The sequence below is a fragment of the Erwinia sp. E602 genome (assembly GCF_018141005.1).
Classification (GTDB): Bacteria; Pseudomonadota; Gammaproteobacteria; order Enterobacterales; family Enterobacteriaceae; genus Erwinia.
The window spans coordinates 3283394-3305710 of sequence record NZ_CP046582.1; the positions used below are offsets into that span (position 1 = coordinate 3283394).

Genomic DNA, 22317 nt, shown 5'->3' on the forward strand with positions numbered 1-22317 from the left:
CCCCTGCGGGGGCGCGTTAAGCTCTGTTATTTCAGATCGGCATCATCAAAGCTGAACGAGGTGTCCGGCATCACGTAAAAACCGCTGAGGTTTTTGCTGTTCGCCGAGACCAGTTTCTCCACCACCAGCGGTGCCCACGGGCGATCGTTCCAGATGCGGTCCTGCGCATCCTTATACAGCGCGGCTTTTTTCGCGCCGTCGGTGGTGTTCAGCGCGTCGGTCAGGTCTTTATCCACCTGCGGATTGCTGTAGAAGGCGGTGTTAAAGATGGCTGGCGGCCAGGACTGGGTGGCAAACAGCGGCGTCAGCGCCCAGTTGGCTTCACCGGTCGAGGCGGACCAGCCGGTGTAGAACATACGGACTCCGCTCTCTTTCTGCCCCTTCTCTTCCACCTGTGCGGCGCGCTGACCTGCGTCCATCGCCGTCAGTTCGACCTTAATGCCCACCTGCGCCAGCTGCTGCTGGGTAAACTGCAGCACCTTTTGCGCGGTGCTGTGGTTGTGTGACGACCACAGCGCGGTGGTAAAGCCGTTCGGGTAGCCCGCTTCCTTCAACAGCTCGCGCGCTTTCGCCGGGTTGTACTCAAGGGCCGGATAGCTTTGCGCATACTGAATCGACGGCGGCACAATGCCGGTGGCCGGCGTGGCGTAACCGGCAAAGGCCACCTTCACCAGCGCCTCACGGTTAATCGCGTAGTTAATCGCCTCACGCACCTTCGGGTTGTCAAACGGCTTCTGGGTAACGTTAAAGCTGATATAGCGCTGCATGATTGACGGTGAGGTCACCAGGTCAACCTTGCTGTTTTTCTCCAGCAGCTTCGCCTGCTCAAACGGGATCGGGAAAGCAAAGTTGGCCTCACCGGTCTGCAGCATCGCCGAGCGGGTGTTGTTGTCCACCACCGGACGCCAGGTAATGCTGTCAAGCTTCGGATAGCCCGGCTTCCAGTAGCCGGCGAACTTCTTCACCTTCACAAAATCGGTCTGATTCCAGGTGACGAACTCATAGGGGCCGGTGCCCACCGGGTGGAAGCCGATATCCTTGCCGTACTTTTTCAGCGCGTCCGGCGAAATCATCGCCGCCACCGGGCTGGCAAGGGTGTTGATAAACGCCGAGAACGGTGCCTTCAGGGTAATTTTTACCGTATGGTCGTCCACTACGCTGGTGCCGGCCACCGGACGGAACAGGTTGCCGCGCTTCAGGTGGTTGTCCGGCGCGCTTGCGCGATCGAGGTTGGCCTTGACCGCCGCCGCGTTGAAATCGGTGCCGTCCTGGAATTTCACCCCCTGACGCAGCTTAATGGTGTAGTTCAGCCCGTCGTCGCTGACCTGATAGCTCTCGGCCAGCACGTTCTGCAGCTTCATCTCTTTGTCGAAGCCAAACAGCCCCTGATAGAAGGATTTAGCCACCGCCTGCGACAGGGTGTCGTTGGCATCGTACGGGTCCAGCGTGGTGAAATTCGAGCCGACCGCCACGGTAATATCTTTCGCCGCCCAGGCCGGTACGGCAGCCATGCTGCCGAGCAGACCGGCGGTTAACAGCCATTTACGCGAGTGATTCATCATATCTCAGTCCTTTAGTATCGTTATGCTCAAATTTTATGCGCGGCTGATGGTGTGCCGGGCAACAAAGTGGCCGGCGCTGACCTCAACCAGCGGTGCCACCAGCGGCTCATCCCCCGGCGCGCGCAGCGGGCTGGGGATCTCATCCACCAGCAGCGCCCGCTCGCGCCGCCGCTGGCCGGGACAGGCGACCGGCACGGCGGCCATCAGTTTACGGGTGTAGGGGTGCTGCGGATTCTCGAACACCGCCTGGCGCGGCCCCATCTCGACGATCTGGCCGAGGTACATCACCGCCACCCGGTGGCTGATGCGTTCCACCACCGCCATATCATGCGAGATAAACAGGTAAGCGATGCCGTCTTCGCGCTGCAGGTCGAGCAGCAGGTTGATGATCTGCGCGCGGATCGAGACGTCCAGCGCCGACACCGACTCATCGGCGATCACCACCTTCGGCTTCAGCGCCAGCGCGCGGGCGATACAGATCCGCTGCCGCTGGCCGCCGGAAAACTCGTGCGGGTAGCGCTGCGCGTGCTCCGGCAGCAGCCCGACCCGCTCCAGCAGGGCCGCCACCCGCTGCTGCGCCTCACGGCCGCGGGCGATGCCGTGGATCAGCAGCGGCTCCATAATCGAAAAACCGACCGTCTGCCGCGGGTCGAGCGAGGCGTAAGGATCCTGGAAGATAAACTGGATATCGCGCCGCAGGTGCGACAGTGCCGCACCATTGAGCTGGTCAATGCGCTGGCCGTTAAAGGTGATGGTGCCGTGCTGGCTCTCAACCAGCCGCAGCAGCGAGCGGCCGGTGGTCGACTTGCCGCTGCCGGACTCGCCGACCAGCGCCAGTGTCTCCCCGGGCCAGAGATCGAAGCTGACCTTCTCCACCGCGTGTACGCGGCGGGTCACGCGATTGAGCAGCCCGCTGCGCAGGTCAAAGCGGGTGGTCAGGTTGGCCACCTGCAGCACCGGCGGCACGCCGCTCACTACCGTATCCTGCGGCGTTTCGTCGCCGCGCTGGCCGTTTTCGACCAGCGGGAACTTCGCCGGCAGCGGCCGTCCGGCCATTTCACCGAGCGTCGGCACCGCCGCCAGCAGCGCCCGGGTATAGGGCTGCTGCGGGCGGGAGAAGATCGCCTCCACGCTGCCGGTTTCAACCACGTCGCCGCGCAGCATCACCTGCACGCGATCGGCCATCTCCGCCACCACCCCCATGTCGTGGGTGATAAAGATCACCGCCATCTGCATCTCTTTCTGCAGCACGCGGATCAGCTGCAGGATCTGCGCCTGAATGGTGACGTCCAGCGCGGTGGTCGGTTCGTCAGCGATCAGCAGCGCCGGGCGGCAGGAGAGCGCCATGGCGATCATCACCCGCTGACGCATGCCGCCAGAGAGCTGGTGCGGATAGCGGGTCAGCACGTTGTTTGCATCGGGAATGCGCACCAGATCGAGCATCCGCCGCGCCTCGTGCAGCGCCTGCTGATGGCTTTTGCCCTGGTGCAGGCGGATCGATTCGGCAATCTGTTCGCCGACCGGGAACACCGGGTTCAGCGAGGTCATCGGCTCCTGGAAGATCATTGCAATATCGGCACCGCGCAGACTGCGCATCTGCTGCTGCGGCAGGCGGGCCAGATCGACGCGCGGCTGGCCGGGGCGCGACAGCCAGATTTCACCGCTGTCGATGCGTCCGCCGCCCTGTTCGATCAGCCGCATCAGCGCCAGCGAGGTGACCGACTTGCCGGAGCCGGACTCGCCGACGATGGCCAGCGTTTCGCCCTGGCCTACGCTCAGCGACAGGTCGTTAACCGCCTGGATGCGCTGCTGCTGGTGCTGAAAGCTGACGCTGAGGTTGTTGACCTCCAGCACCGGGATGCGCGGGGGCTGAACGTCGCTCATTGCACGTCCTCAGCGTAGATCGCCACGCGAGGGGCGTCACCGACCACGCCGTAACCGCGATACATACCTTCGCTGTTAAACGGCAGCACCACGTTCCCCTCGCGATCGATGGCGATCAGTCCGCCGCTGCCGCCGAATTGCACAATTTTTTCATCTATCAGACGGGCTGCGGCCTGCCGCAGCGACAATCCGCCGTAACGCATCTGCGCATCGAGATCGTAAGCGGCCAGCGTGCGGATAAACACTTCGCCGGTGCCGGTGCAGGAAACGGCCACGCCGTCGCTGGCGTAGCAGCCGGCCCCCGGCAGCGGCGAGTCGCCGATCCGGCCGGGCTGTTTGTTGGTCATGCCGCCGGTCGAAGTCGCCGCCGCCAGGTGGCCTGCGGCATCCAGCGCCACCGCCCCGACGGTGCCAAATTTACGATCCGGGTCGAGCGGGTCACCTGCTGCGGCATCATGATCGAGCAGGGTCTGGCCGCTGGCCTGCGCCCGCGTCAGCTGCGCCCGCCGTTCAGGGGTGGAGAAGAAGCCCGGTTCAACCAGCGCCAGGCCATGACTGGCCGCAAACGATTCCGCGCCCGCGCCGCAGAACAGCACGTGCGGGCTGTGCTGCAACACCGCGCGCGCCGCCAGCACCGGGTTGCGCACCCGCGAGACCGACGCCACCGCGCCGGCCTGCAGCGTGTGGCCCTCCATTACGCAGGCGTCCAGCTCGTGAGTTGCCGCGGCGGTAAACACCGAGCCGCGCCCGGCGTTGAACAACGGGCACTCTTCCAGCTGACGCACCGCCTCGGTCACCACCTCCAGCGCGCTGGCACCGTCGGCCAGCAGCAGCTGGCCGCTGGTGATAATGTCGCGCAACGCACGGCGGTAGCGTAGCTCTGTTTCAGCATCGAGGCTGGCGCGGGCAATCGCGCCCGCTCCGCCGTGAATGGCAATCGTAGCTTTGACCATAAGTCCCTGTCCCGTTCAGCAAATCAGCAGGCAAAACACTGAGTTAGCTTTTTTTGACTTGAAAAAATCCATTTTTGAATATAGGTAGGGCGCCAGGGGATGTAAAGAAGAAACGTGGTTCCCTGATAATAACTTATGGTTCTAACATAGATGCATGTCTCACTTTTCCCGCCCGCCCCGCCGTGCTGCGGACCGGGACAACAGGTGACCGGCAGCCGGATTAGCGCCATAATAACGGCAACTTATGCATGCCGTGCCCGCCGCGCACGCCCGTGGAGATATTATGGAACCCTTTACCGCCGGCCTGATCTCGTTCGAACAGGCCCTCGATACCCTGCTGGCACGCATCACGCCGCTGCAGGACGCTGAAACCCTGCCGCTGCCCGCCGCCGCCGGACGCATCGCCGCCCGTCCTGTCACCTCTCCAATCGACGTACCGCCGTTTGATAACTCGGCGATGGACGGTTACGCGCTGCGCATGGCCGACCTGACGGGCGCGCCGCTGCCGGTGGCCGGCACCGTGCTGGCCGGTGCCCCCTGGCAGGGCGAGTGGCCGACGGGCAGCTGCCTGCGCATTATGACCGGCGCACCGATCCCACCGGGCTGTGAGGCGGTAGTGATGCAGGAGCAGACGCAGCAGCAGGAAGAGAGGATTATCCTCACCGCGGCGGTGAGCGCCGGGCAAAATATTCGCCGCGCGGGGGAAGATATCCGTCAGGGCAACGTGGTACTGCAGGCCGGACAACGCCTCGGCCCGGCCGAGCTGCCGCTGCTGGCCTCGCTGGGCGTTGCCGACGTCGCGGTGGTCAGGCCGCTGCGGGTGGCGATCCTCTCCACCGGCGACGAATTGCAGTCGCCGGGCCAGCCGCTGGCACCCGGACAGATCTACGATACCAACCGCTTTGCGGTACATCTGATGCTGAACAAGCTCGGCTGCGAGGTCATCGACCTCGGGATTATTCGCGACGACCCCGCCGCGCTGCGCGCCGCCTTTATCGAGGCCGATACCGTCGCCGACGTGGTGATCAGCAGCGGCGGCGTCTCGGTGGGCGTCGCCGACTATACCCGGCAGATGCTCGAGGAGCTGGGAGAAGTCGCCTTCTGGAAGCTGGCGATCAAACCCGGCAAACCCTTCGCCTTCGGGCGTCTGGCCAACAGCTGGTTCTGCGGCCTGCCGGGCAATCCGGTCTCCGCCGTGCTGACCTTCTACCAGCTGGTGCAGCCGCTGCTGGCGAAACTGGCCGGGCAGCAGGGGGCAGCGCTGCCGCCGCGCCAGCGGGTGCGCGCCTCCGGCCCGCTGAAAAAATCCCCCGGCCGCCTCGACTTCCAGCGCGGCGTCCTGTCGCGGGCGGAGGACGGCTCGCTGCAGGTGGCCAGCAGCGGCCATCAGGGCTCGCACGTGTTCAGCTCTTACCAGCACGCCAACTGCTTTATCGTGCTGGAGCGCGAACGCGGCAACGTGGAGGCGGGCGAGTGGGTTGAGGTGGAACCGTTCAACGCCCTGCTGGAGAGCTGAATGCACGCGGAACTGAATGACGAAGAGATGCTGCGCTACAACCGCCAGATCGTACTGCGCGGGTTTGACTTTGACGGCCAGGAACGGCTGAAGGCCGCCAGGGTGCTGGTGGTCGGGCTGGGCGGGCTGGGTTCAGCCGCCAGCCAGTACCTGGCCGCCGCCGGGGTCGGTCATCTGACCCTGCTGGATTTTGACCGGGTGTCGCTCTCCAACCTGCAGCGCCAGGTGCTGCACGGCGAGGCGCAGCTGGGGATGGCAAAGGTCGAGTCCGCCCGCCAGCGGCTGCAGGCGATCAACTCGCAGGTCGGTTATCGCGCGCTGGACGCGCGGCTGAGCGAAACGGAACTGGCCGCGCTGGTTAACGATCATCATCTGGTGGTCGACTGCTGCGACAACGTCGCCACCCGCGAACGACTTAACCGCGTCTGCTTTGCCAGCAAAACGCCGCTGGTCTCCGGCGCGGCGATCCGTATGGAGGGGCAAATCAGCGTGTTTCGCTGGGGTGACGACGAGCCCTGCTACCGCTGCCTGAGCCGCCTGTTTGGTGACGCCACCCTGAGCTGCGTCGAAGCCGGGGTAATGGCCCCGCTGGTCGGGGTGATCGGCTCGCTGCAGGCGATGGAAGCGATCCGCGTGCTCAGCGATTACGGCAGCACGGTCGCCGGCCAGCTGCTGCTGTACGACGCCATGACCCTGCAGTTCCGCACGCTGAAGGTGGCGAAAGACCCCGGCTGCGACGTGTGTTCGGCCCCACGATAGCGTGATGGCCGCGACGATTTACAGGATACCTGGCAGGAAAAACAAAGGGTTCGGCACAGCCAGGCTATAGTTAAACCATCACCCTGGCCGAGGAGGCGCAGCTGGATGACCGATCACCTTCGCAGCACCCCATCCTACGGCGGAAAACTGTCATTACGTCAGATGATGATTGTTTTTCTGCTGGTGATCTCCGGTGCGGTAACCGCGGTGAACGGCTGGATTATCTGGAACTCCTGGAACAGCGCCCTCAATACCGCCAGAGACAACGCCCACAACCTCGCCCAGTCGCTGTCGCGCCAGGCGGAAGATACCTTTCTCCAGGTTGACCTGACGCTGCAGGATCTGCGCGATCGCATCAAGCTGATCGGCCTGCGCCACGAACGCAACGGCTATCTGCAGTCGATGCTCACCGAGCGCAAGGCCGCGCTGCCGCAGCTGAGCGGCATCTTTATTTATGATGCTGCCGGTAACTGGGTGGTGACCTCCGACGGCAACATTCCGCAGCGCGCCAACAACAGCGACCGCAACTACTTTCGCTATCACGCCACCCATGACGATCCGGGCGTGCATATCGGCACGGTGATCCGCAGCCGCTCCTCCGGGCGGCTGGTGATCCCGGTATCGATGCGGCTGAACAATGACGACGGCAGCTTCCGCGGCGTGGTGATGGCCTCGGTCAGCCTGGATTTCTTCCGCACCGTGTATGGCTACTACAACCTCGGCCGGCAGGACGTGCTGGCGCTGATGCAGAACGACGGCACCATCCTTTACCTGCGGCCGTTCCAGGACAGCGCCGTTAACCAGAATATTGCCAGCAGTCCGCTGTTCACCCGGCTGCTAAAGGACGCCCCCAGCGGCACCGCGATCTACAAATCGGCGCTCGACGGGGTGGAACGCGTGTTTGGCTACGCCAGCCTGCCGCGCTACCCGCTGGTGGTCGCCGCCGGTTACGCAAAGCAGCCGCTGATGCAGGCGTGGTTACCGACCATCAGCGTCTATATTGCGCTCTGTACCATTCTGCTGCTGCTGCTGATGTGGCTCGGCCTGCTGCTATTGCGCCATATCAGCCTTGACCTCGCCAACCAGCAGGAGCTGACCCGGGTACGTGATAAGCTCACCGCCAGCAACCATACGTTGCAGTCGCTGGCGCTGATCGACAGCCTGACCGGGCTGGCCAACCGCCGTCACTTCGACCTGTGGTTGCAACGCAGCATCGAGCGATCGCAGAAGCTGCATACCCCGCTGGCGCTGATGATGATTGACGTTGACGCGTTTAAAGCCTTTAACGACCGCTACGGCCACCCGGCCGGCGACGCCTGTCTGACGCAGATCGCCAGCGCGCTAAGCGCCCTGCCGCACCGCAGCGACGATCTGATCGCCCGCTACGGCGGCGAAGAGTTTGCGGTGATTATGCCCGGCTGTTCGCTGCCGGCCGCAGCGGCCTTTGCCCGCCGGGCGATTGCGGCGATTGCCGCACTGCAAATTCCGCACGGGGATGCCACAGCGGTCCAGCAGGTGGTGACCATCAGCGTCGGGCTACAGGTGATGACAGGGGGTAAGGATGCGCTCAGCGGGCCACGACTGGTCGCAGAGGCGGATAACGCGCTGTATGCCGCAAAACGGGCGGGGAAAAACCGGCTGGTAATTTACGGCGATGAGCCTGACAACGCAGGCCCATCGCCGGAGGATTAAACGATACCCTGGCTGCGCAGGTAGTCTTCGTAGTTACCGGTGAAGTCGTTCAGTTTGCCCGGAGTCATCTCAATCACGCGGGTGGCCAGCGAGCTGACGAATTCGCGGTCATGGGAGACGAAGATCAGCGTGCCTTCGTACATCTCCAGCGCCATGTTCAGCGCTTCGATCGACTCCATATCGAGGTGGTTAGTCGGCTCATCCATAATCAGCACGTTCGGCTTCTGCATCATCAGCTTGCCGAACAGCATACGGCCCTTCTCACCACCGGACAGCACCTTAGCCGGCTTCCTGATATCGTCCTGGCTGAACAGCAGGCGACCCAGAATGCTGCGCACCGCCTGCTCATCGTCGCCCTCCTGCATCCACTGGCTCATCCAGTCGAAGACGTTGAGGTCGTCGGCGAAGTCATGGGCGTGATCCTGGCCGTAATAGCCAATCTGCGCGTTCTCGGACCATTTAACCGTGCCGTGATCGGGCTGATGCTCGCCGATCAGCGTTTTCAGCAGCGTGGTTTTACCGATACCGTTCGGGCCGAGGATCGCCAGCTTTTCGCCCACTTCCAGCAGCATGCTCAGTTTTTTAAACAGCGGACCGTTGTCGAAACCTTTGGTCACCTCTTCCAGCGTCAGCGCGGTACGGAACAGCTTTTTGTCCTGCTCGAAGCGGATGAACGGGTTCTGGCGGCTGGAGGCCTTCACTTCGTCGAGCTTGATCTTATCGATCTGCTTGGCGCGTGAGGTGGCCTGACGGGATTTCGAGGCGTTGGCGCTGAAGCGGCTGACGAACGACTGCAGTTCGTTAATCTGTGCCTTCTTCTTGGCGTTATCCGACAGCAGACGCTCGCGGGCCTGGGTCGCCGCAGTCATATACTCGTCATAGTTGCCCGGATAAACGCGCAGCTCGCCGTAGTCGAGATCGGCCATATGCGTGCAGACCATATTCAGGAAGTGGCGGTCGTGCGAGATGATGATCATGGTGCTGTTACGTTCGTTCAGCACCTGCTCCAGCCAGCGAATGGTATCGATGTCCAGGTTGTTCGTCGGTTCGTCAAGCAGCAGAATTTCCGGGTTAGAGAACAGCGCCTGTGCCAGCAGCACGCGCAGTTTCCAGCCGGGTGCCACTTCGCTCATCGGGCCGTAGTGCTGCTCCAGCGGAATACCCACGCCCAGCAGCAGTTCACCGGCGCGCGCCTCGGCGGTATAACCGTCCATTTCGCCGTACTTAACTTCCAGATCGGCCACTTTATAGCCGTCTTCTTCACTCATTTCCGGCAGCGCGTAAATGGCATCGCGCTCTTCCTTCACCGCCCACAGCTCGCCGTGGCCCATGATCACCGTATCCAGCACCGAGTACTGCTCAAAGGCGAACTGATCCTGACGCAGTTTACCCAGACGCTCGTTCGGATCGAGGGAGACGTTGCCGGCGGTCGGCACCAGATCGCCGCCGAGGATTTTCATAAAGGTGGACTTGCCGCTGCCGTTAGCACCGATCAGACCATAGCGGTTGCCGCCGCCAAATTTAACAGAGATGTTTTCGAACAGCGGCTTACTGCCAAACTGCATGGTGACGTTGCTGGAAACTAGCACAGAGATAGCCTTTCGTTAGCGTATGGGGATGTGAGTCAGCGCGCATTATGCCAAAAAGGACGGTATGAATACAGCGCAGTGAGCAGAAGGCCGTCGCCCCGGGAAGAAGTTGCCGGCCAATGCGCCCTGGCAGCCAGAGGCCGACAAAGATCATCAGTACCTGACGCGCCTCGGCCATCTGCATCGACTGAAGTTTGCGGTTTGAAATTCTCAGGGTTGCTACCGCAACCCTGTGCCAACAGCGGGCATTACGTTAATCAACGATCGGGTGGTCAGGCTGGATAGTGCGTTTAGCCAGTTTCTTTTGAAGTATGATGACTAATATGGGAAATCCGGATGCGGCCAACGCACTGACAACCAGCACTCTGTTTAGATTTTGCGTTGTTATGCCCTGCTCAGGTAGTAATAAGGAACACAGAAAGAATGCGAAAGTGGTTATCAGGTACATCATTGCTGACTGTAGTGAAGAAAAACTGGCGCGTTGTTCATCCTCAGGATACCGCACAGCGACAGACGAAGCGCAAACAAGCCGGCTGTATGAGGCCGCAAGAAACAGGGTTATAAACAGAAATGCATGATGATAGCCCAGCGCAGGAATCAGCAAACTGGCTATAAAGAGCAGCGTTGAAAGGGTTGCCAGCATCAGAGCAGACAAACGTGACGTCAGGATCCCTGTTATTTTTGTCGCCAGATAACCAGCAACCCCGCCACTTAAGAACAATAATGGCAACAGGTGCTGTTGTGCCCCCAGAAACTGCATCATTAGTGGCGTCAGAATAGGAATAATCAGCATCGGACTAAACTGTACCAGTGCAGTGCAGGAGGCGAAAAGCAAGGTTCGGGTATTAACAGACAGGCTGGACTTCATGTCTGATGGTACGGCATCTCCCGGAAGGATAAATATTATCAAGGGTACAGACACCAGACAAAGTAAACCGATCAACCACAGCGCAGTGTGCCAGCCATAGTGCGTGCAAAGAAATAAGACAGCCGGCATACCGACGATACTGACCATAGAAAATGATGCAATCACCGTTGCCAGCATTTTTCCACGTAAGTTTTCCGGGGCCGCATTGATCAGAATGCTTATACCCACACCCATTGTTGTGCCACCCACCAATCCTGCGCAAAATCGCAGCACCAGCAGCGTGTCAAAATCAGCCGTGAGTGTGGACAAAAATGTCAGCACTCCCAGCAGCAGCATATTCTTGATCAGGAACCGTTTTTTATTAAACCGGTGGATCCAGTAAAAAGCAGCAATTCCGGAAAGGACAGCACCCAGCGTGTACATACCAGAGACATAGCCAGAAAATGTTACGGGAACCGAAAACCCCTCTGCCATAAAAGCAAATACGGGCGTGAACGCCATGTACTCCAGCGCATTGGTGAACTGAACAAAAGCCATTACCATGGCTATCCGCGCAAAGGCTTTATGATTAAACGTTTGTGTGACCAGTGGCATAGCAAGCAACCTGTGGATGAAAGATACCTGAGTTTAACCGCTGGTAATGATGGTTATAATAGGGTAAAAATGGCACACACCATTACCATAAATGGGATAATCAATGCGTCCGGCTCTTGATTTTAATACGCTGAAAGTGTTCATTGCTGTGGTTGAAAGGGATAGTTTTGTCGGTGCCGCGAAAGTCCTTGAAATGCCCACATCAAATGTCAGCCGTTGTATTGCTCAGCTGGAAGAAAAACTGAATCTTCAGCTTATTGAGCGCAGCACCCGGCATATGAAACTCACCCAGTCGGGGCACCTGCTCTATACCCGATCGAAGCCCTTGCTGGAGGCACTCGAGCAAACTGAGGCAGAATTAACGCTGCGGCAGATGCAACTCAAGGGCCCTTTACGACTCTGTATTCCCAATGAATCAGGTCCTGCATTATTGGGTTCTGTTATTGCTGAGTTTGCCTGTCAGTACCCGGACCTGGAGATCAGCTGCATCACCAATTTGTCTGGTTTCGACTCCCTGCGAGACGATCTGGATTTAGCGGTCATTATTACCCGTGGTCAGATGGATGACAGTGACTATATAGCCCGTCATCTGCTGACTATCCCCTGCACTATTGTTGCAGCCCCCTCCGTCATTCAGCGTTATGGCACCCCGTCTCATATCCGCCAATTTGAAGAATTACCCTGTATAACCACGGTAAGCGCACTGAAAGGGGCTGCCTGGCAGTTCGTCAACGCAAAGGGAGGGTTCGAGACCATTAAGGTTAAGGGGCATTACCGGGTTAACAGCGGAGAGATGGCAGGACGCGCTGCGCTGGCGGGTGTCGGCTTCGCCATACTATCGAAACAAGGCTGCCAACCCTGGATTAGCGATGGACGGTTAATCGAGGTCGGGTTTGAACAATCGGCAGCCCCATTGCAGTTGTTCGCCGTTTATTCAAACCGGCGTTACCTGCCCGCCAAAACAAGAGCGCTGATTGATTTCATGCAGCAGAAACTGAGCAATCTCTCCTTAGCAACAGAGTGCGGCATTGCATCGCCATAAAGCACCCGACTGGCTCAATGGCGGGCAACAAATGCTATGGTAAATTCGGGTAACTTGCTGGTACAGAAAAGATAAGGGGAAGCTATGAAGGCCAGACTCGCAACATCTGCTGAGGCAGAAGAATGCTGGAACATCAGGAACCAGGCTATTCGCTATGGATGCAAATGCAGCTACGACGCTGCGGTTATTGAAGCGTGGACGCCAGCAGCAATGCCCGAGAGTTTCAGGAGAGTTATCGCGGCAAATCCTTTTTTTGTCGTTGATTGTCCGGGTAACAGACCGGTAGCCACGGGTTTCCTGGACATTTCTGCGGGAAGCGTTGAGGCTGTTTTCACTCTGCCAGAGCACCTGGGGAAGGGCTTTGGTAGCCTGATTATCGAGGCTATCAAAGACGAAGCGAGGAGACAGGGGTTTGAGGAGTTAACTTTATCCTCAACGCCGAATGCACAGTCTTTTTATGAAAAACACGGTTTTACTCTCGTCAGAGAAAGCCTCTATCCATCAGGTCTTACCGAAACGGATCTGCGCTGTATGGATATGATTTGCAGGCTATAATGGTCAGCAACCTATTAATTATTAAGGATAATTAAACATACAGACACCCATTCTCACAACAGAGGGCCTGTTACTGGAACCCTTAGTTGCCAAAGATGCTTTGCAGATCCGGTAACGGATTAGACCTGATTCTTTTACGGCGCTAACGTGATGAAGACCCTACCCATACGTCCGCGTGTTTCTGCACGCTGATGTGCTTCCACAGCCTGTTCCAGCGGGAACGTACTGTCAATCGGCACAATCAACTCACCTTTAGCTGCCATATGCAGCAGCTCATTCACCAGGTCGCGCGCAATCTGTTTTTCGCCCCACTCGACGCCTAACAGGCAGCCAATCAGCGTGATGCGGTGCAGCAGCAGATATTCGGTATCGATCATATGATTACGACCGGCCAGAATACCGATGATAACCGCCGTACCGCCATCGCGCAGGACTTTAACGCCATCAGATAACGCATCGCCACCGATGGTATCGATCAGCAGGTCGACGTGGTTACCGCCAAGCAGTTCACTAACCTGCTCACCCGCCAGCTTCTCGCCGACAACGATCGCATCATTCAGGCCAAACTGGCGCAGCGCCTCAAGTGATTCAGCACGCGTTCCGGTACCGATAACGCGTGCGCCCATCCGTGCTGCCAGCTGGACTGCTGCTACACCCACGCCACCCGCTGCGCCCAGGATCAAGACAGTCTGGCCGGGCTGCAGTTTCCCCAGATGGTATGCCCATGCGGCAGTGCCGGGGCCAACCGGGATCGCTGCCGCTACGCGCGGATCCAGGCCTTCCGGGATGGGAAAACAATTATACGCCGCAACCGCACGCCGCTCGGCGTAAGCGCCACGCCAGTTAAACGTGGCCACTTTCTGCCCCACGACAAAGTCCTGTACCTCGCTACCGGTTGCCAGAACGGTGCCCGCAGCCGCATAGCCGAGGCATTCATCAGGCTGCAAAGACTGGCTGTTGCGCGAAATGATATCGCCACCCTCAACACTGATGGCTTCTACCGCTACCAGCAGTTCATGCGGTTTGATGGCCGGCTCAGCGATATCCACTAGTTGCAAAACTTCCGGGCCGCCAGGCCGTGCATAGGTTACTGCTTTCATCTTGAGTGTCCTTGAATATGAGTGAATGACTTAAATGAAGAGTGATAAAGCGGATAATCAGTGAAGCCCTGTTCCGCGCCACCGTACAGATTTCGGCGTTCAGCGCGTTCAGTGGCAAAGGGCCCAGCGCGCCAGCTGTAACCGTGCTTCAGGTTGCATACCAATCCTTCATTACTGCTGCAGACTGGCCGAGCGAAAAATAACGCTCAGCCGTCTATTGCATTTACTTCGCCAGCGCTTTAATCAGCTGTGCAGCGGTGGCTTCTGATGAACCCGGGTTTTGCCCGGTGATCAGCAGGCCGTCAGTGACAACATAGGATGACCAGTCAGCGGCTTTTGAATACAGACCGCCCTTCGCTTTCAGCTCATCTTCGACCAGGAATGGCACCACCTGAGTCAGGCCTACGGCCTCCTCTTCGGTGTTGGTGAAGCCCGTAACCTGACGCCCTGCCACCAACGGCTTGCCGTCCGGTGTTTTCACATGACGCAACACGCCAGGCGCGTGACAGACAAAGGCGACATGCTTGCCAGCGGCAAAGAACGCTTCGATCAGCGCGACAGAGTGTTTATCTTCTGCCAGATCCCACAATGGGCCGTGCCCCCCTGGATAGAATACGGCATCGAAATCAGCCTGAGACAGGCTGTCCAGTTTAACGGTGGTTGCCAGCTGGGCATTGGCATCCGCATCGGCTTCAAAACGGTGGGTAAAATCGGTCTGGAAGTCAGGTTCATTGCTTTTAGGATCGAGTGGTGGCTTGCCGCCCTGCGGTGAAGCCAGCGTAATTTCCGCGCCCGCATCTTTAAAGGCGTAGTACGGTGCCGCCAGCTCTTCCAGCCAGAAGCCGGTTTTAAGGCCGGTGTCACCCAGTTTGTCATGCGAGGTCAGTACCATCAGAACTTTCATTGTCTCACTCCTGTTTATCGCGGTGGTGATGATTAGCAGACCGGGTGATGATTAATACACCACTTAAAGCTGACCGGTCGTCTATAAAATGGATAAAAAAATACCCCCTCTCAGAGGGAGATACGTAAAGTCTGTCGGGTCAGGCTCAGCGCTGCATCAAACGGCGAGGCCGTACGGACAATCTTCACCATAATGCTGGCCCCGACCCACAGCTGATAAAGCGCTTCGGCCACCTTTTCTGCCTCACCTTCAAACTGCAAAGAGCCTTCCGCAGCGCCAGCTTCCAGCGCATCCGCCAGCCGGGAAATGATCCCTGCCGTACCGTTCATCAGGGCGGCACGCATTTTGTCTGACAGATCGGATACTTCAGCGCCCAGTTTTACCGCCAGGCATTTGCCCTGGCAATCTTCACAGGACTGCGTTTTACGCCACTGCAACCAGTAGTTCATCAACCGTTGAGCATGGTTCATGCTGCTATCCGCCAGCATTTCATCAAGCTCCAGCAGATAGGCAGCGAAATAGTGGCTCAGCATTGCCACACCGAAATCTTCTTTCGACGCAAAGTAATAGTAAAAGGAGCCTTTAGGCACCTCTGACTCGTCAAGGATCTCTTTCAGGCCAACGGCTGAAAAGCCTTTACCCGCCATAATCCGCTGGCCAACGGCCAGTATATGTTCGCGGACTTGCTGGTTATGTTGATACGTTGCAGTTTTCATAAGCTTAAGATAACAACAATTCGACCGGTCGTCTATAAAATAAATGCATTTTACTGACCTTGTCAAAAATTTGCGGTTCAACCCTGTAGCAAGGCCCAAAACTGCGGCCGCAGCTCCAGGCAGGCCAAAAAGAAGCTAAATTACAGGGAGGGCAGCGGGGTAACCCGCAGAGGGTCGCCCGCATGACGGCTGTGAGTCTCGATCAACCAGACAACACGCCCTGCCCTGCATTTGACGTTGAATGGACTAAAGCACTTGACGTGATCCAGACCGTAGCATTTGACGTTGCTCCAGTCAGGCCAAACAAGTGTCAATTAACAGGGAGGGCAGCGGGATGAGCCCGGAGCGGGGTAACCCGCGCAGGGTCGCCCGCTGACAGGCCCGTGAGTCTCGATCCTGCAGACCACAGGCCGTTGACGTTGACGTTGCTTTTGGAAGGCCGACAGTCTCGATCTGCCAGACGACAGGCCGTTGACGTAGACGTTGACCTTAGCAGCCCCCCTCCCAGAAAGGTTAAGGCGTCTCCGCCTCCCCAAACACCTTATACTCCGGGAGCGAAACCTGCTGATACCCCTCCCAGCCGCCCCCCAGCGCCTTATACAACGCCACCAAATCCAGACTGCTCTGCACCCGCGCCCGCTCCGCCTGCTGCTGCGCCTGCGCCAGCTGCCGCTGCGCATCCAGCGCCTCAACAAAACTGGAAATCCCCTGCCGGTAACTATCGCTGGCCAACGTAAAGGCCGTCTGCTGCGCCGCCACCGTCTCATCCAGACCGTCCACCTGCTGCTGATCGCTCCGATAGCTCACCAGCGCATTCTCCACATCCTGCAGCGCGGTCAACACCGCCTGCCGGTAACCCAGCGCCGCGCTGGCCTGCTGCGCCCGCGCCAGCTTCACGCTCGACACCAGCCGCCCGCCCTGGAAAATCGGAATACTCACCGACGGCCCGTAACTGTAAAAATGGCTGCTCCAGTTATCCAGATAACCGGCGTCGCTGTTTCGCATACCAAACTGCCCGGTCAGCGAAAAACTCGGGAACAGCTGGGCAATCGACACGCCGATATTGGCGGTGGCGGCGTGCAACTGCGCCTCCGCCTCACGCACGTCAGGACGACGACGCGCCAGCTCGGACGGCACCCCCACCGGCACCACCTTCGGCAGCAACGGCAGCGGCTTCACCGCCGTCAGCTCGCCGTCCAGCGCCCCCGGCACCCGGCCGGTCAGCACCGCCAGACCGTTCATCGCCTGATGGATCTGCGCCTGATACGGCGGCAGCTGGGCACGCAACCCGTTCAGCTGCGCGCGGGCGCTCTCCACGTTGGTCTGCGGCGCCAGGCCGTTCTGCTGCTGGCTCTGCGTCAGCTCCAGCGTCTGCTGCGCCACGTCAATCTGCGTCTGCAACGTCTGGCTAATCGACTGCGCGCCGCGCAGCTGCAGATAGGCGCGCACCACCTCGGCCTGCAGCGACACCAGCGCGTCGTTGCGGCTCTCAACCTGCTGCTGCTGCTGCGCCCCGGCCATCTCCACCTGGCGACGCACCTTGCCCCACAGATCCAGCTCCCACGACGCATCCAGGCTGCCCTGATACAGCCCGACCGGCTGCGACAGGCTGTCGAGCACCGGGGTCAGATCGGTATCGCCACCGGCCTGCTGCACCCGATCGTACACGCCCTCCGACTCCAGCTCGCCTTTAATCCCCAGCTGCTGGCGGGTAAACCGCGCGTTGCCGTTAACGGAAGGTGCCCAGGCACCGCGCGCCTGGTTCAGCTGCTGCCGCGCGCCGGCGATGCGCAGCACCGTCTGCTGCAGCGACAGATTATCGCGCATCGCCCGCTCGACCAGGCCGTTGAGCTGCGCATCGTTAAACGACTGCCACCAGCGGGCGTTAATCTTCGCGGCCAGCGGCGTCGAGGCACTGTCCGACTGCAGGCTGTTAAAACTGCCTGGCGTGGCCGGCTTCGGGGCTTTAAAATCCGGCCCGACGGCACAGGCGCTCAGCAGCAACGCCGCAGAAATCAACAGCGCGCCGCGCGCGCGGGAAAATTGAGGTAATGCCAGCATATCAGTGTGCTCCCGCACTGCCTTCGCTACGAATCGGCGAAAGCAATAAACAAAATGGAATCATGACCAGCGCAACCACGCTCAGGTACATAAAGACGTCGATATAGGCGAGGAAACGCGCCTGCACGATCATCTGCTTATAGAGTTGCCCGGTGGCAATCACCAGCGGATCGCCCGCCGCATGCACCGCATCGCGCACCCCCTGCGCCCAGCGCTCCACCGCCAGGTTAAAGGGCTCGTTAAGCGGCGTCATATTGTGCACCAGGTGCGCGCTGTGCGCCTGGGTGCGCTCGGTGATCATCGCCGTCGACAGCGAAATGCCGATCGAGCCGGCCACGTTACGGAACATGGTGAGGATCGCCGAGGCGTCGGCGTTCAGCCGCTGCGGGATGGTGATAAACGCCACGGTGGTCAGCGGCACAAACAGGAAGCCCAGCCCGATGGTCTGCAGGCTGCGCAGCATGACCAGCGAGCCGAAATCAATATCCGGCGTCAGCCGCGTCGAGTAAATAAACGACCCGCCCAGCAGCAGAAAGCCAAACATGATCAGCAGCCGGGTCTGCACCAGCGGCATCAGCTTCAGCACCAGCGGAATCGACAGCACGATCAGCACCGCCCCCGGCGACAGCACCAGCCCGGAAAGCGTGGCGGTGTAGCCAAGGTCCTGCTGCGCCAGCTGCGGGATCACCACCGAGCTGCCGTAAAGGATCGCCGCCATGCCGGACATCAGCAGCGTGGCAACGGCGAAGTTTTTATCCTTCAGCACCTCCAGGTTGACCACCGGCCTTTTGGCATACAGCAGCCAGTAGGTGGCCCCCACCAGCCCGACGATGGCCAGCAGCGCAAAGGTGACGATAAAGCTGGAGTGGAACCAGTCGGCGTCCTCACCGCGGTCCATCATCACCTGCAGGCAGCCGAGGCCGAGGGTGATCAGGCTGATGCCGATATAGTCGACGCGCAGTTTGCCTTTGGCCCACTTGCGTTCCCACGGCGGATCTTCCAGCAGCTGGTAAATCGCCAGTACGCTGATGATGCCTACCGGGATATTAATAAAGAACACCCAGCGCCAGCTGTAGTTATCGGTGATCCAGCCGCCCAGCGTCGGCCCGAGCACCGGCGCGACGATGATGGCAATCGACGACAGGCCAAACGCCTTGCCGCGATCCTCCGGCTTAAAGTAGTCAAGCAGCACCGACTGCTGCACCGGCTGCAGGCCGCCGCCGAAAAAGCCCTGCATAATGCGGAACAGGATGATCTGCCACAGCTCGGTGGCGATGCCGCACAGGAAGGAGCAGACGGTAAACATCACGATGCAGATCAGGAAAAACTGCTTACGCCCCAGCAGGCGGCTGAAAAAGGCGGAGATCGGCAGCACGATGCCGTTAGCCACCAGATAGGAGGTCAGCACCCAGGTAGATTCGTCATAGCTGGCCGACACCGAGCCGGCAATATGCGGCAGGGCAACGTTAACGATGGTGGTGTCGAGGATCTCCATAAACACCGCCAGCGTCACCGTCAGGGCGACCAGCCAGGGGTTGCTGGCCGGTTTCCAGCTCTGCGGGCTCATTCCACCGTCACCTTCGGCTCAACCGACAGGCCGATCGGCAGCGGCTGATTCGCATCCAGCCCGCTGTCGATGATGATTTTCACCGGCACGCGCTGGACGATCTTCACAAAGTTGCCGGTGGCGTTTTCCGACGGGAAGGTGGAGAAACGCGATCCGCTGCCCATCTGTACGCTGTCAACATGCCCCTGCAGCTGGCGATCCGGCCAGGCATCGACGCTGATCTCAACCTTGTCGCCCGGCTTCATGCGCGCCAGCTGCGACTCTTTAAAGTTGGCGACAATCCACGTATCGGCAGACACCAGCGAAAACAGCGAGGTGCCGGCCTGCACCAGCGTGCCGACCTGCACGTTACGCTTGGTAACAAAGCCATCGTACGGCGCGCGCACTTCGGTATAGGAGAGGTTGAGGTTAGCGGTGTTCAGCTGCGCCTGTGCCTGCTGCACCTGGCTCTGCCGCGCTTCAACGTTGGTCTCCTGCTGGCGGATCTGCAGGGCAATCTGCGAGGCCACTTCAACCTGCGCGCGGGCGTTGGCCAGCTCCGCTCTGGCGCTCAGCAGCTGGGCGCTGGCGCTGTCGATATTACGCTGCGAGGTGGCGCGCGGGTCGACGCCGCGCTGGCGTTTATCGTCCGCCTGAGCATTTTTCAGGTTCGCTTCGGCGCGCGCCTGCTGGGCCAGCGCCTGATCCTTCTGCGCCGGGTACTGTACGCGGGCCAGCGCCAGCTGCGCCTGAGCCTGATGCAGCTGCGCCTCGGCCAGCCCCAGCTGTGCCTGCGCCTGATCGCGCTGCGCGGTGCTGTCACGCGGGTCGATCACCAGCAGCAGATCGCCCTTCTTCACCCGCTGGTTATCCTTCACCCGCAGTTCGGTAACGTAGCCGGAGGCTTTCGGGGCGATGGTCACCGCGTCCGCTTCGGTAAAGGCGTCATCGGTGGTTTCGATATTGCGGGTGGTCAGCCAGAACCACAGGCCGACGATCAGCGCTATCACCACCACCAGAGCCAGAATAATCAGCGGCTTTTTGCCGGGGGTTTTACGCGGCGCGTCATCGTCTTGCTGCGGTTCGGGTTGTGATGAAGTCTCTGGTGCGTGTTGCGGACGATGTGCGTCGTCCGCAGAAGATGTTTGATTAGCCATAATTCCCGTCAGGATAAGGCGGCCCCAAACTGAGGCCGCAAGTGGTCAGTCTGGTATATAAACATAGAGCCAAAATTGACATATACCAGGCTTTCCTGACAAAACTTGTGCTAAGCGTGGCTAAATAGCATAAATAGCCAGGTAGAGCAGCCATCCGCTGACCAGCGCCCACGCCAGCATCGGCACGGAGTAGAGGTGGAAATGCCACCAGATCCGGCGATCTTTCGCCATCCGCAGCGCGATCAGGTTGGCCAGCGAGCCGGGTAACAGACCGAAGCCGCCAATGTTTACCGCCCAGGCCAGCAACACCGTCGGCGGCAGGCTGCTTAACAGCAGGATGGTGGTCGGCACGTTGCTGATCAGCTGGGAGAGCCCGGCGGCCAGAAGGAAGCCGTGCAGTTCCGACAGCGAACCCGCCGCCTGCAGGCCAGTCTGCAGCAGCGGCAGCTTTGTCAGCAGGAACACGTCGACAAACATGGCGATAAACACCACCAGCAGGCTCCAGTCGATGGTCAGCAGAATGCGCCGCGCCATCATCAGGAACACCACCACGACCAGCCCCAGCGCCCACAGCGCCAGATCCAGCTCCAGCGCCGCCAGAAACACGCCGTACAGCACGGCGCTGGTCCACAGCAGCGGTCGCTGCCAGCCGCTCTCCTCAACGTGCTCGTGGCGCTCAATGCGTTTACCGGAGAAGCAGCAGGCGGTCAGCAGCAGCAGGCTGGCGGTTAGCATCGCCGCCAGCGGCGCCATCTGGCCGATAAAGGTGAAAAAGCCGCTGCCGGCGTGCCGCCATAACAGAATGTTTTGCGGGTTGCCGATCGGCGTCAGCAGCGAACCGGCGTTAACCGCCAGCGCCTGAAAGATGATCAGCCGGGCGATCGGCAGCGCCGAGTACTTGCGCAGCGACAGCGTCAGCGGCACGAGAATAAACAGCGCCACGTCGTTGGTCAGAAAGGTGGAGAGCAGCGCGGCGGCGGCCACCAGAAACAGCGCCAGCGAGCGCTGCCGGTGAAAGCCCTGTACCAGGCGGCGGCCGAGCACGTCAAAATAGCCGCTGGCCTCGATGCCCTTGGTCAGCATCAGCAGGCCACACAGGGTTACCATGGTCGGCCAGTCGACGGCGCGCGGCAGCTCGGCGAAGGTGAACGGAACATAGCAGGCCAGCAGCAGGCCCAGAACCACTAACAGATGCAGAAAACGATCGTGCAAAAAAGGCCTGAGCAGGGTTGTCATACTGGCTCGCAAAGGTGATAGATATTACTGACGGCTGTCGCTGAACTGCCTGAAAATCGCCAGCGTCTCGTCGCTGACGTGATGTTCGATGCCTTCCGCATCGCGCCGCGCGGTATCGGGGCTGATGCCCAGCGCCAGCAGGAAGGTCTCGACGATGTGATGGCGCTCGCGACTCTCTTCCGCCAGCTTCTCCCCTTCCGGGGTCAGGAACACGCCACGGTACGGCACCTGCTCGACCAGGCCCCCGCCCGCAAGGCGTTTCAGCATCTTCGCCACGGTGGGTTGTGACACGCCAAGGCGGGCGGCCATATCAACCTGACGCGCCTCGCCAAACTCGCGGATCAGGTCGGAAATCAGCTCAACATAGTCATCGATTAATTCGCGACGGTGGGCCTCACGTACCTGGCGGAAGCCTTCGACATGCTCTTCAATCTCTTTCAGTGGCGCGGGCACTGCAACTTTTGCGCGACGACTCATTCAGCTTCCTCTTCTTATTAACCGACGTCATTTTCAACACCGCGTCGGTCTGTTGGAGTGACATTGTAATCGAAGCTCAAAGAAGCACAAAATTTAGCGTATTAGC

18 protein-coding genes are annotated in these 22317 nt (G+C 59.9%); 5 read left to right on the forward strand and 13 right to left on the reverse strand.

Translation table 11 applies throughout. The annotated features are described in order from the left end of the window. Positions 1 to 26 precede the first annotated feature (26 nt). Genes gsiB through GKQ23_RS16630 form a run of 3 tightly spaced genes read right to left on the reverse strand, consistent with a single transcriptional unit; the run spans position 27 to position 4399 of the window. Entirely contained in the window at positions 27 to 1562 is a 1536-nt protein-coding gene (gsiB, locus tag GKQ23_RS16620) for a glutathione ABC transporter substrate-binding protein GsiB (protein ID WP_212408901.1), read from the reverse strand. A 33-nt stretch (positions 1563 to 1595) separates the two neighbouring features. Beyond that, positions 1596 to 3446: a glutathione ABC transporter ATP-binding protein GsiA gene (gene gsiA, locus GKQ23_RS16625; protein ID WP_212408902.1), complete on the reverse strand. Its 1851-nt coding sequence runs from the start codon at positions 3444 to 3446 to the stop codon at positions 1596 to 1598. Further along, positions 3443 to 4399: an isoaspartyl peptidase/L-asparaginase gene (locus GKQ23_RS16630; protein ID WP_212408903.1), complete on the reverse strand. Its 957-nt coding sequence runs from the start codon at positions 4397 to 4399 to the stop codon at positions 3443 to 3445. The genes gsiA and GKQ23_RS16630 overlap by 4 nt, the downstream gene beginning before the upstream one ends. Positions 4400 to 4682: 283 nt before the next feature. On the opposite strand from GKQ23_RS16630, the gene moeA reads away from it, so the two are divergent. The 3 genes from moeA to GKQ23_RS16645 all read left to right on the forward strand — a co-directional run bounded on the left by moeA (position 4683) and on the right by GKQ23_RS16645 (position 8366). Then, on the forward strand, positions 4683 to 5915 hold the full coding sequence (gene moeA / locus GKQ23_RS16635; RefSeq protein ID WP_249168421.1) for a molybdopterin molybdotransferase MoeA: 1233 nt from the start codon (positions 4683 to 4685) through the stop codon (positions 5913 to 5915). Further along, on the forward strand, positions 5916 to 6674 hold the full coding sequence (moeB, locus tag GKQ23_RS16640; protein WP_056236972.1) for a molybdopterin-synthase adenylyltransferase MoeB: 759 nt from the start codon (positions 5916 to 5918) through the stop codon (positions 6672 to 6674). Positions 6675 to 6779: 105 nt separating this feature from the next. Next, positions 6780 to 8366 (forward strand): sensor domain-containing diguanylate cyclase, encoded by a 1587-nt coding sequence (locus tag GKQ23_RS16645; protein ID WP_212408904.1) that lies wholly within the window; start codon positions 6780 to 6782, stop codon positions 8364 to 8366. Here GKQ23_RS16645 and GKQ23_RS16650 read toward each other — a convergent pair. Then, positions 8363 to 9955, reverse strand: a complete 1593-nt coding sequence (locus GKQ23_RS16650; protein ID WP_056236975.1) for an ABC-F family ATPase — start codon at positions 9953 to 9955, stop codon at positions 8363 to 8365. The two genes, GKQ23_RS16645 and GKQ23_RS16650, sit on opposite strands and share 4 nt — an antisense overlap. A gap of 253 nt (positions 9956 to 10208) precedes the next feature. After that, positions 10209 to 11417: an MFS transporter gene (locus GKQ23_RS16655; protein WP_212408905.1), complete on the reverse strand. Its 1209-nt coding sequence runs from the start codon at positions 11415 to 11417 to the stop codon at positions 10209 to 10211. A gap of 103 nt (positions 11418 to 11520) precedes the next feature. Between GKQ23_RS16655 and GKQ23_RS16660 the strand changes: the two genes are divergently transcribed. Both GKQ23_RS16660 and GKQ23_RS16665 read left to right on the forward strand, forming a co-directional pair. Further along, a complete protein-coding gene (locus GKQ23_RS16660; protein WP_212408906.1) occupies positions 11521 to 12459 on the forward strand; it encodes a LysR family transcriptional regulator in 939 nt (312 codons plus the stop codon). An 84-nt stretch (positions 12460 to 12543) separates the two neighbouring features. Continuing rightward, positions 12544 to 13014 (forward strand): GNAT family N-acetyltransferase, encoded by a 471-nt coding sequence (locus GKQ23_RS16665; RefSeq protein ID WP_056236980.1) that lies wholly within the window; start codon positions 12544 to 12546, stop codon positions 13012 to 13014. A gap of 134 nt (positions 13015 to 13148) precedes the next feature. On the opposite strand, the gene GKQ23_RS16670 is transcribed toward GKQ23_RS16665, so the two are convergent. From GKQ23_RS16670 to mntR, 8 genes are all read right to left on the reverse strand, one after another. Next, complete coding sequence (locus tag GKQ23_RS16670; protein ID WP_212408907.1) at positions 13149 to 14114, reverse strand: zinc-binding alcohol dehydrogenase family protein; 966 nt, start codon at positions 14112 to 14114, stop codon at positions 13149 to 13151. 223 nt (positions 14115 to 14337) lie between these two features. Next, positions 14338 to 15018, reverse strand: coding sequence for a type 1 glutamine amidotransferase domain-containing protein (locus tag GKQ23_RS16675; RefSeq protein ID WP_056236983.1), 681 nt, complete (start codon positions 15016 to 15018; stop codon positions 14338 to 14340). Between the two features lie 110 nt (positions 15019 to 15128). Then, complete coding sequence (locus GKQ23_RS16680; protein WP_101506023.1) at positions 15129 to 15734, reverse strand: TetR/AcrR family transcriptional regulator; 606 nt, start codon at positions 15732 to 15734, stop codon at positions 15129 to 15131. Positions 15735 to 16247: 513 nt separating this feature from the next. Beyond that, complete coding sequence (locus GKQ23_RS16685; protein WP_212408908.1) at positions 16248 to 17795, reverse strand: efflux transporter outer membrane subunit; 1548 nt, start codon at positions 17793 to 17795, stop codon at positions 16248 to 16250. 1 nt (position 17796) lies between these two features. Next, a complete protein-coding gene (locus GKQ23_RS16690) occupies positions 17797 to 19362 on the reverse strand; it encodes a DHA2 family efflux MFS transporter permease subunit (RefSeq protein ID WP_212408909.1) in 1566 nt (521 codons plus the stop codon). Beyond that, positions 19359 to 20498, reverse strand: coding sequence for an HlyD family secretion protein (locus GKQ23_RS16695; RefSeq protein ID WP_056236990.1), 1140 nt, complete (start codon positions 20496 to 20498; stop codon positions 19359 to 19361). Before GKQ23_RS16695 ends, GKQ23_RS16690 begins: the two co-directional genes overlap by 4 nt. A gap of 120 nt (positions 20499 to 20618) precedes the next feature. Continuing rightward, positions 20619 to 21734, reverse strand: a complete 1116-nt coding sequence (locus tag GKQ23_RS16700; RefSeq protein WP_212408910.1) for an SLC13 family permease — start codon at positions 21732 to 21734, stop codon at positions 20619 to 20621. 24 nt (positions 21735 to 21758) lie between these two features. Beyond that, positions 21759 to 22211: a manganese-binding transcriptional regulator MntR gene (gene mntR / locus GKQ23_RS16705; protein WP_056236994.1), complete on the reverse strand. Its 453-nt coding sequence runs from the start codon at positions 22209 to 22211 to the stop codon at positions 21759 to 21761. Between the last annotated feature and the right edge of the window lie 106 nt (positions 22212 to 22317).

Excerpts from the sequence above, each read along its gene's own strand:
- GKQ23_RS16665 (WP_056236980.1), top strand. The coding sequence starts at position 12,544 with ATGAAGGCCAGACTCGCAACATCTGCTGAGGCAGAAGAATGCTGGAAC.
- GKQ23_RS16700 (WP_212408910.1), bottom strand. The coding sequence starts at position 21,734 with ATGACAACCCTGCTCAGGCCTTTTTTGCACGATCGTTTTCTGCATCTG.
- GKQ23_RS16630 (WP_212408903.1), bottom strand. The coding sequence starts at position 4,399 with ATGGTCAAAGCTACGATTGCCATTCACGGCGGAGCGGGCGCGATTGCC.
- GKQ23_RS16655 (WP_212408905.1), bottom strand. The coding sequence starts at position 11,417 with ATGCCACTGGTCACACAAACGTTTAATCATAAAGCCTTTGCGCGGATA.
- GKQ23_RS16690 (WP_212408909.1), bottom strand. The coding sequence starts at position 19,362 with ATGAGCCCGCAGAGCTGGAAACCGGCCAGCAACCCCTGGCTGGTCGCC.
- GKQ23_RS16645 (WP_212408904.1), top strand. The coding sequence starts at position 6,780 with ATGACCGATCACCTTCGCAGCACCCCATCCTACGGCGGAAAACTGTCA.
- GKQ23_RS16670 (WP_212408907.1), bottom strand. The coding sequence starts at position 14,114 with ATGAAAGCAGTAACCTATGCACGGCCTGGCGGCCCGGAAGTTTTGCAA.
- mntR (WP_056236994.1), bottom strand. The coding sequence starts at position 22,211 with ATGAGTCGTCGCGCAAAAGTTGCAGTGCCCGCGCCACTGAAAGAGATT.
- GKQ23_RS16680 (WP_101506023.1), bottom strand. The coding sequence starts at position 15,734 with ATGAAAACTGCAACGTATCAACATAACCAGCAAGTCCGCGAACATATA.
- GKQ23_RS16660 (WP_212408906.1), top strand. The coding sequence starts at position 11,521 with ATGCGTCCGGCTCTTGATTTTAATACGCTGAAAGTGTTCATTGCTGTG.
- GKQ23_RS16695 (WP_056236990.1), bottom strand. The coding sequence starts at position 20,498 with ATGGCTAATCAAACATCTTCTGCGGACGACGCACATCGTCCGCAACAC.
- gsiB (WP_212408901.1), bottom strand. The coding sequence starts at position 1,562 with ATGATGAATCACTCGCGTAAATGGCTGTTAACCGCCGGTCTGCTCGGC.
- gsiA (WP_212408902.1), bottom strand. The coding sequence starts at position 3,446 with ATGAGCGACGTTCAGCCCCCGCGCATCCCGGTGCTGGAGGTCAACAAC.
- GKQ23_RS16685 (WP_212408908.1), bottom strand. The coding sequence starts at position 17,795 with ATGCTGGCATTACCTCAATTTTCCCGCGCGCGCGGCGCGCTGTTGATT.
- moeB (WP_056236972.1), top strand. The coding sequence starts at position 5,916 with ATGCACGCGGAACTGAATGACGAAGAGATGCTGCGCTACAACCGCCAG.
- GKQ23_RS16675 (WP_056236983.1), bottom strand. The coding sequence starts at position 15,018 with ATGAAAGTTCTGATGGTACTGACCTCGCATGACAAACTGGGTGACACC.
- moeA (WP_249168421.1), top strand. The coding sequence starts at position 4,683 with ATGGAACCCTTTACCGCCGGCCTGATCTCGTTCGAACAGGCCCTCGAT.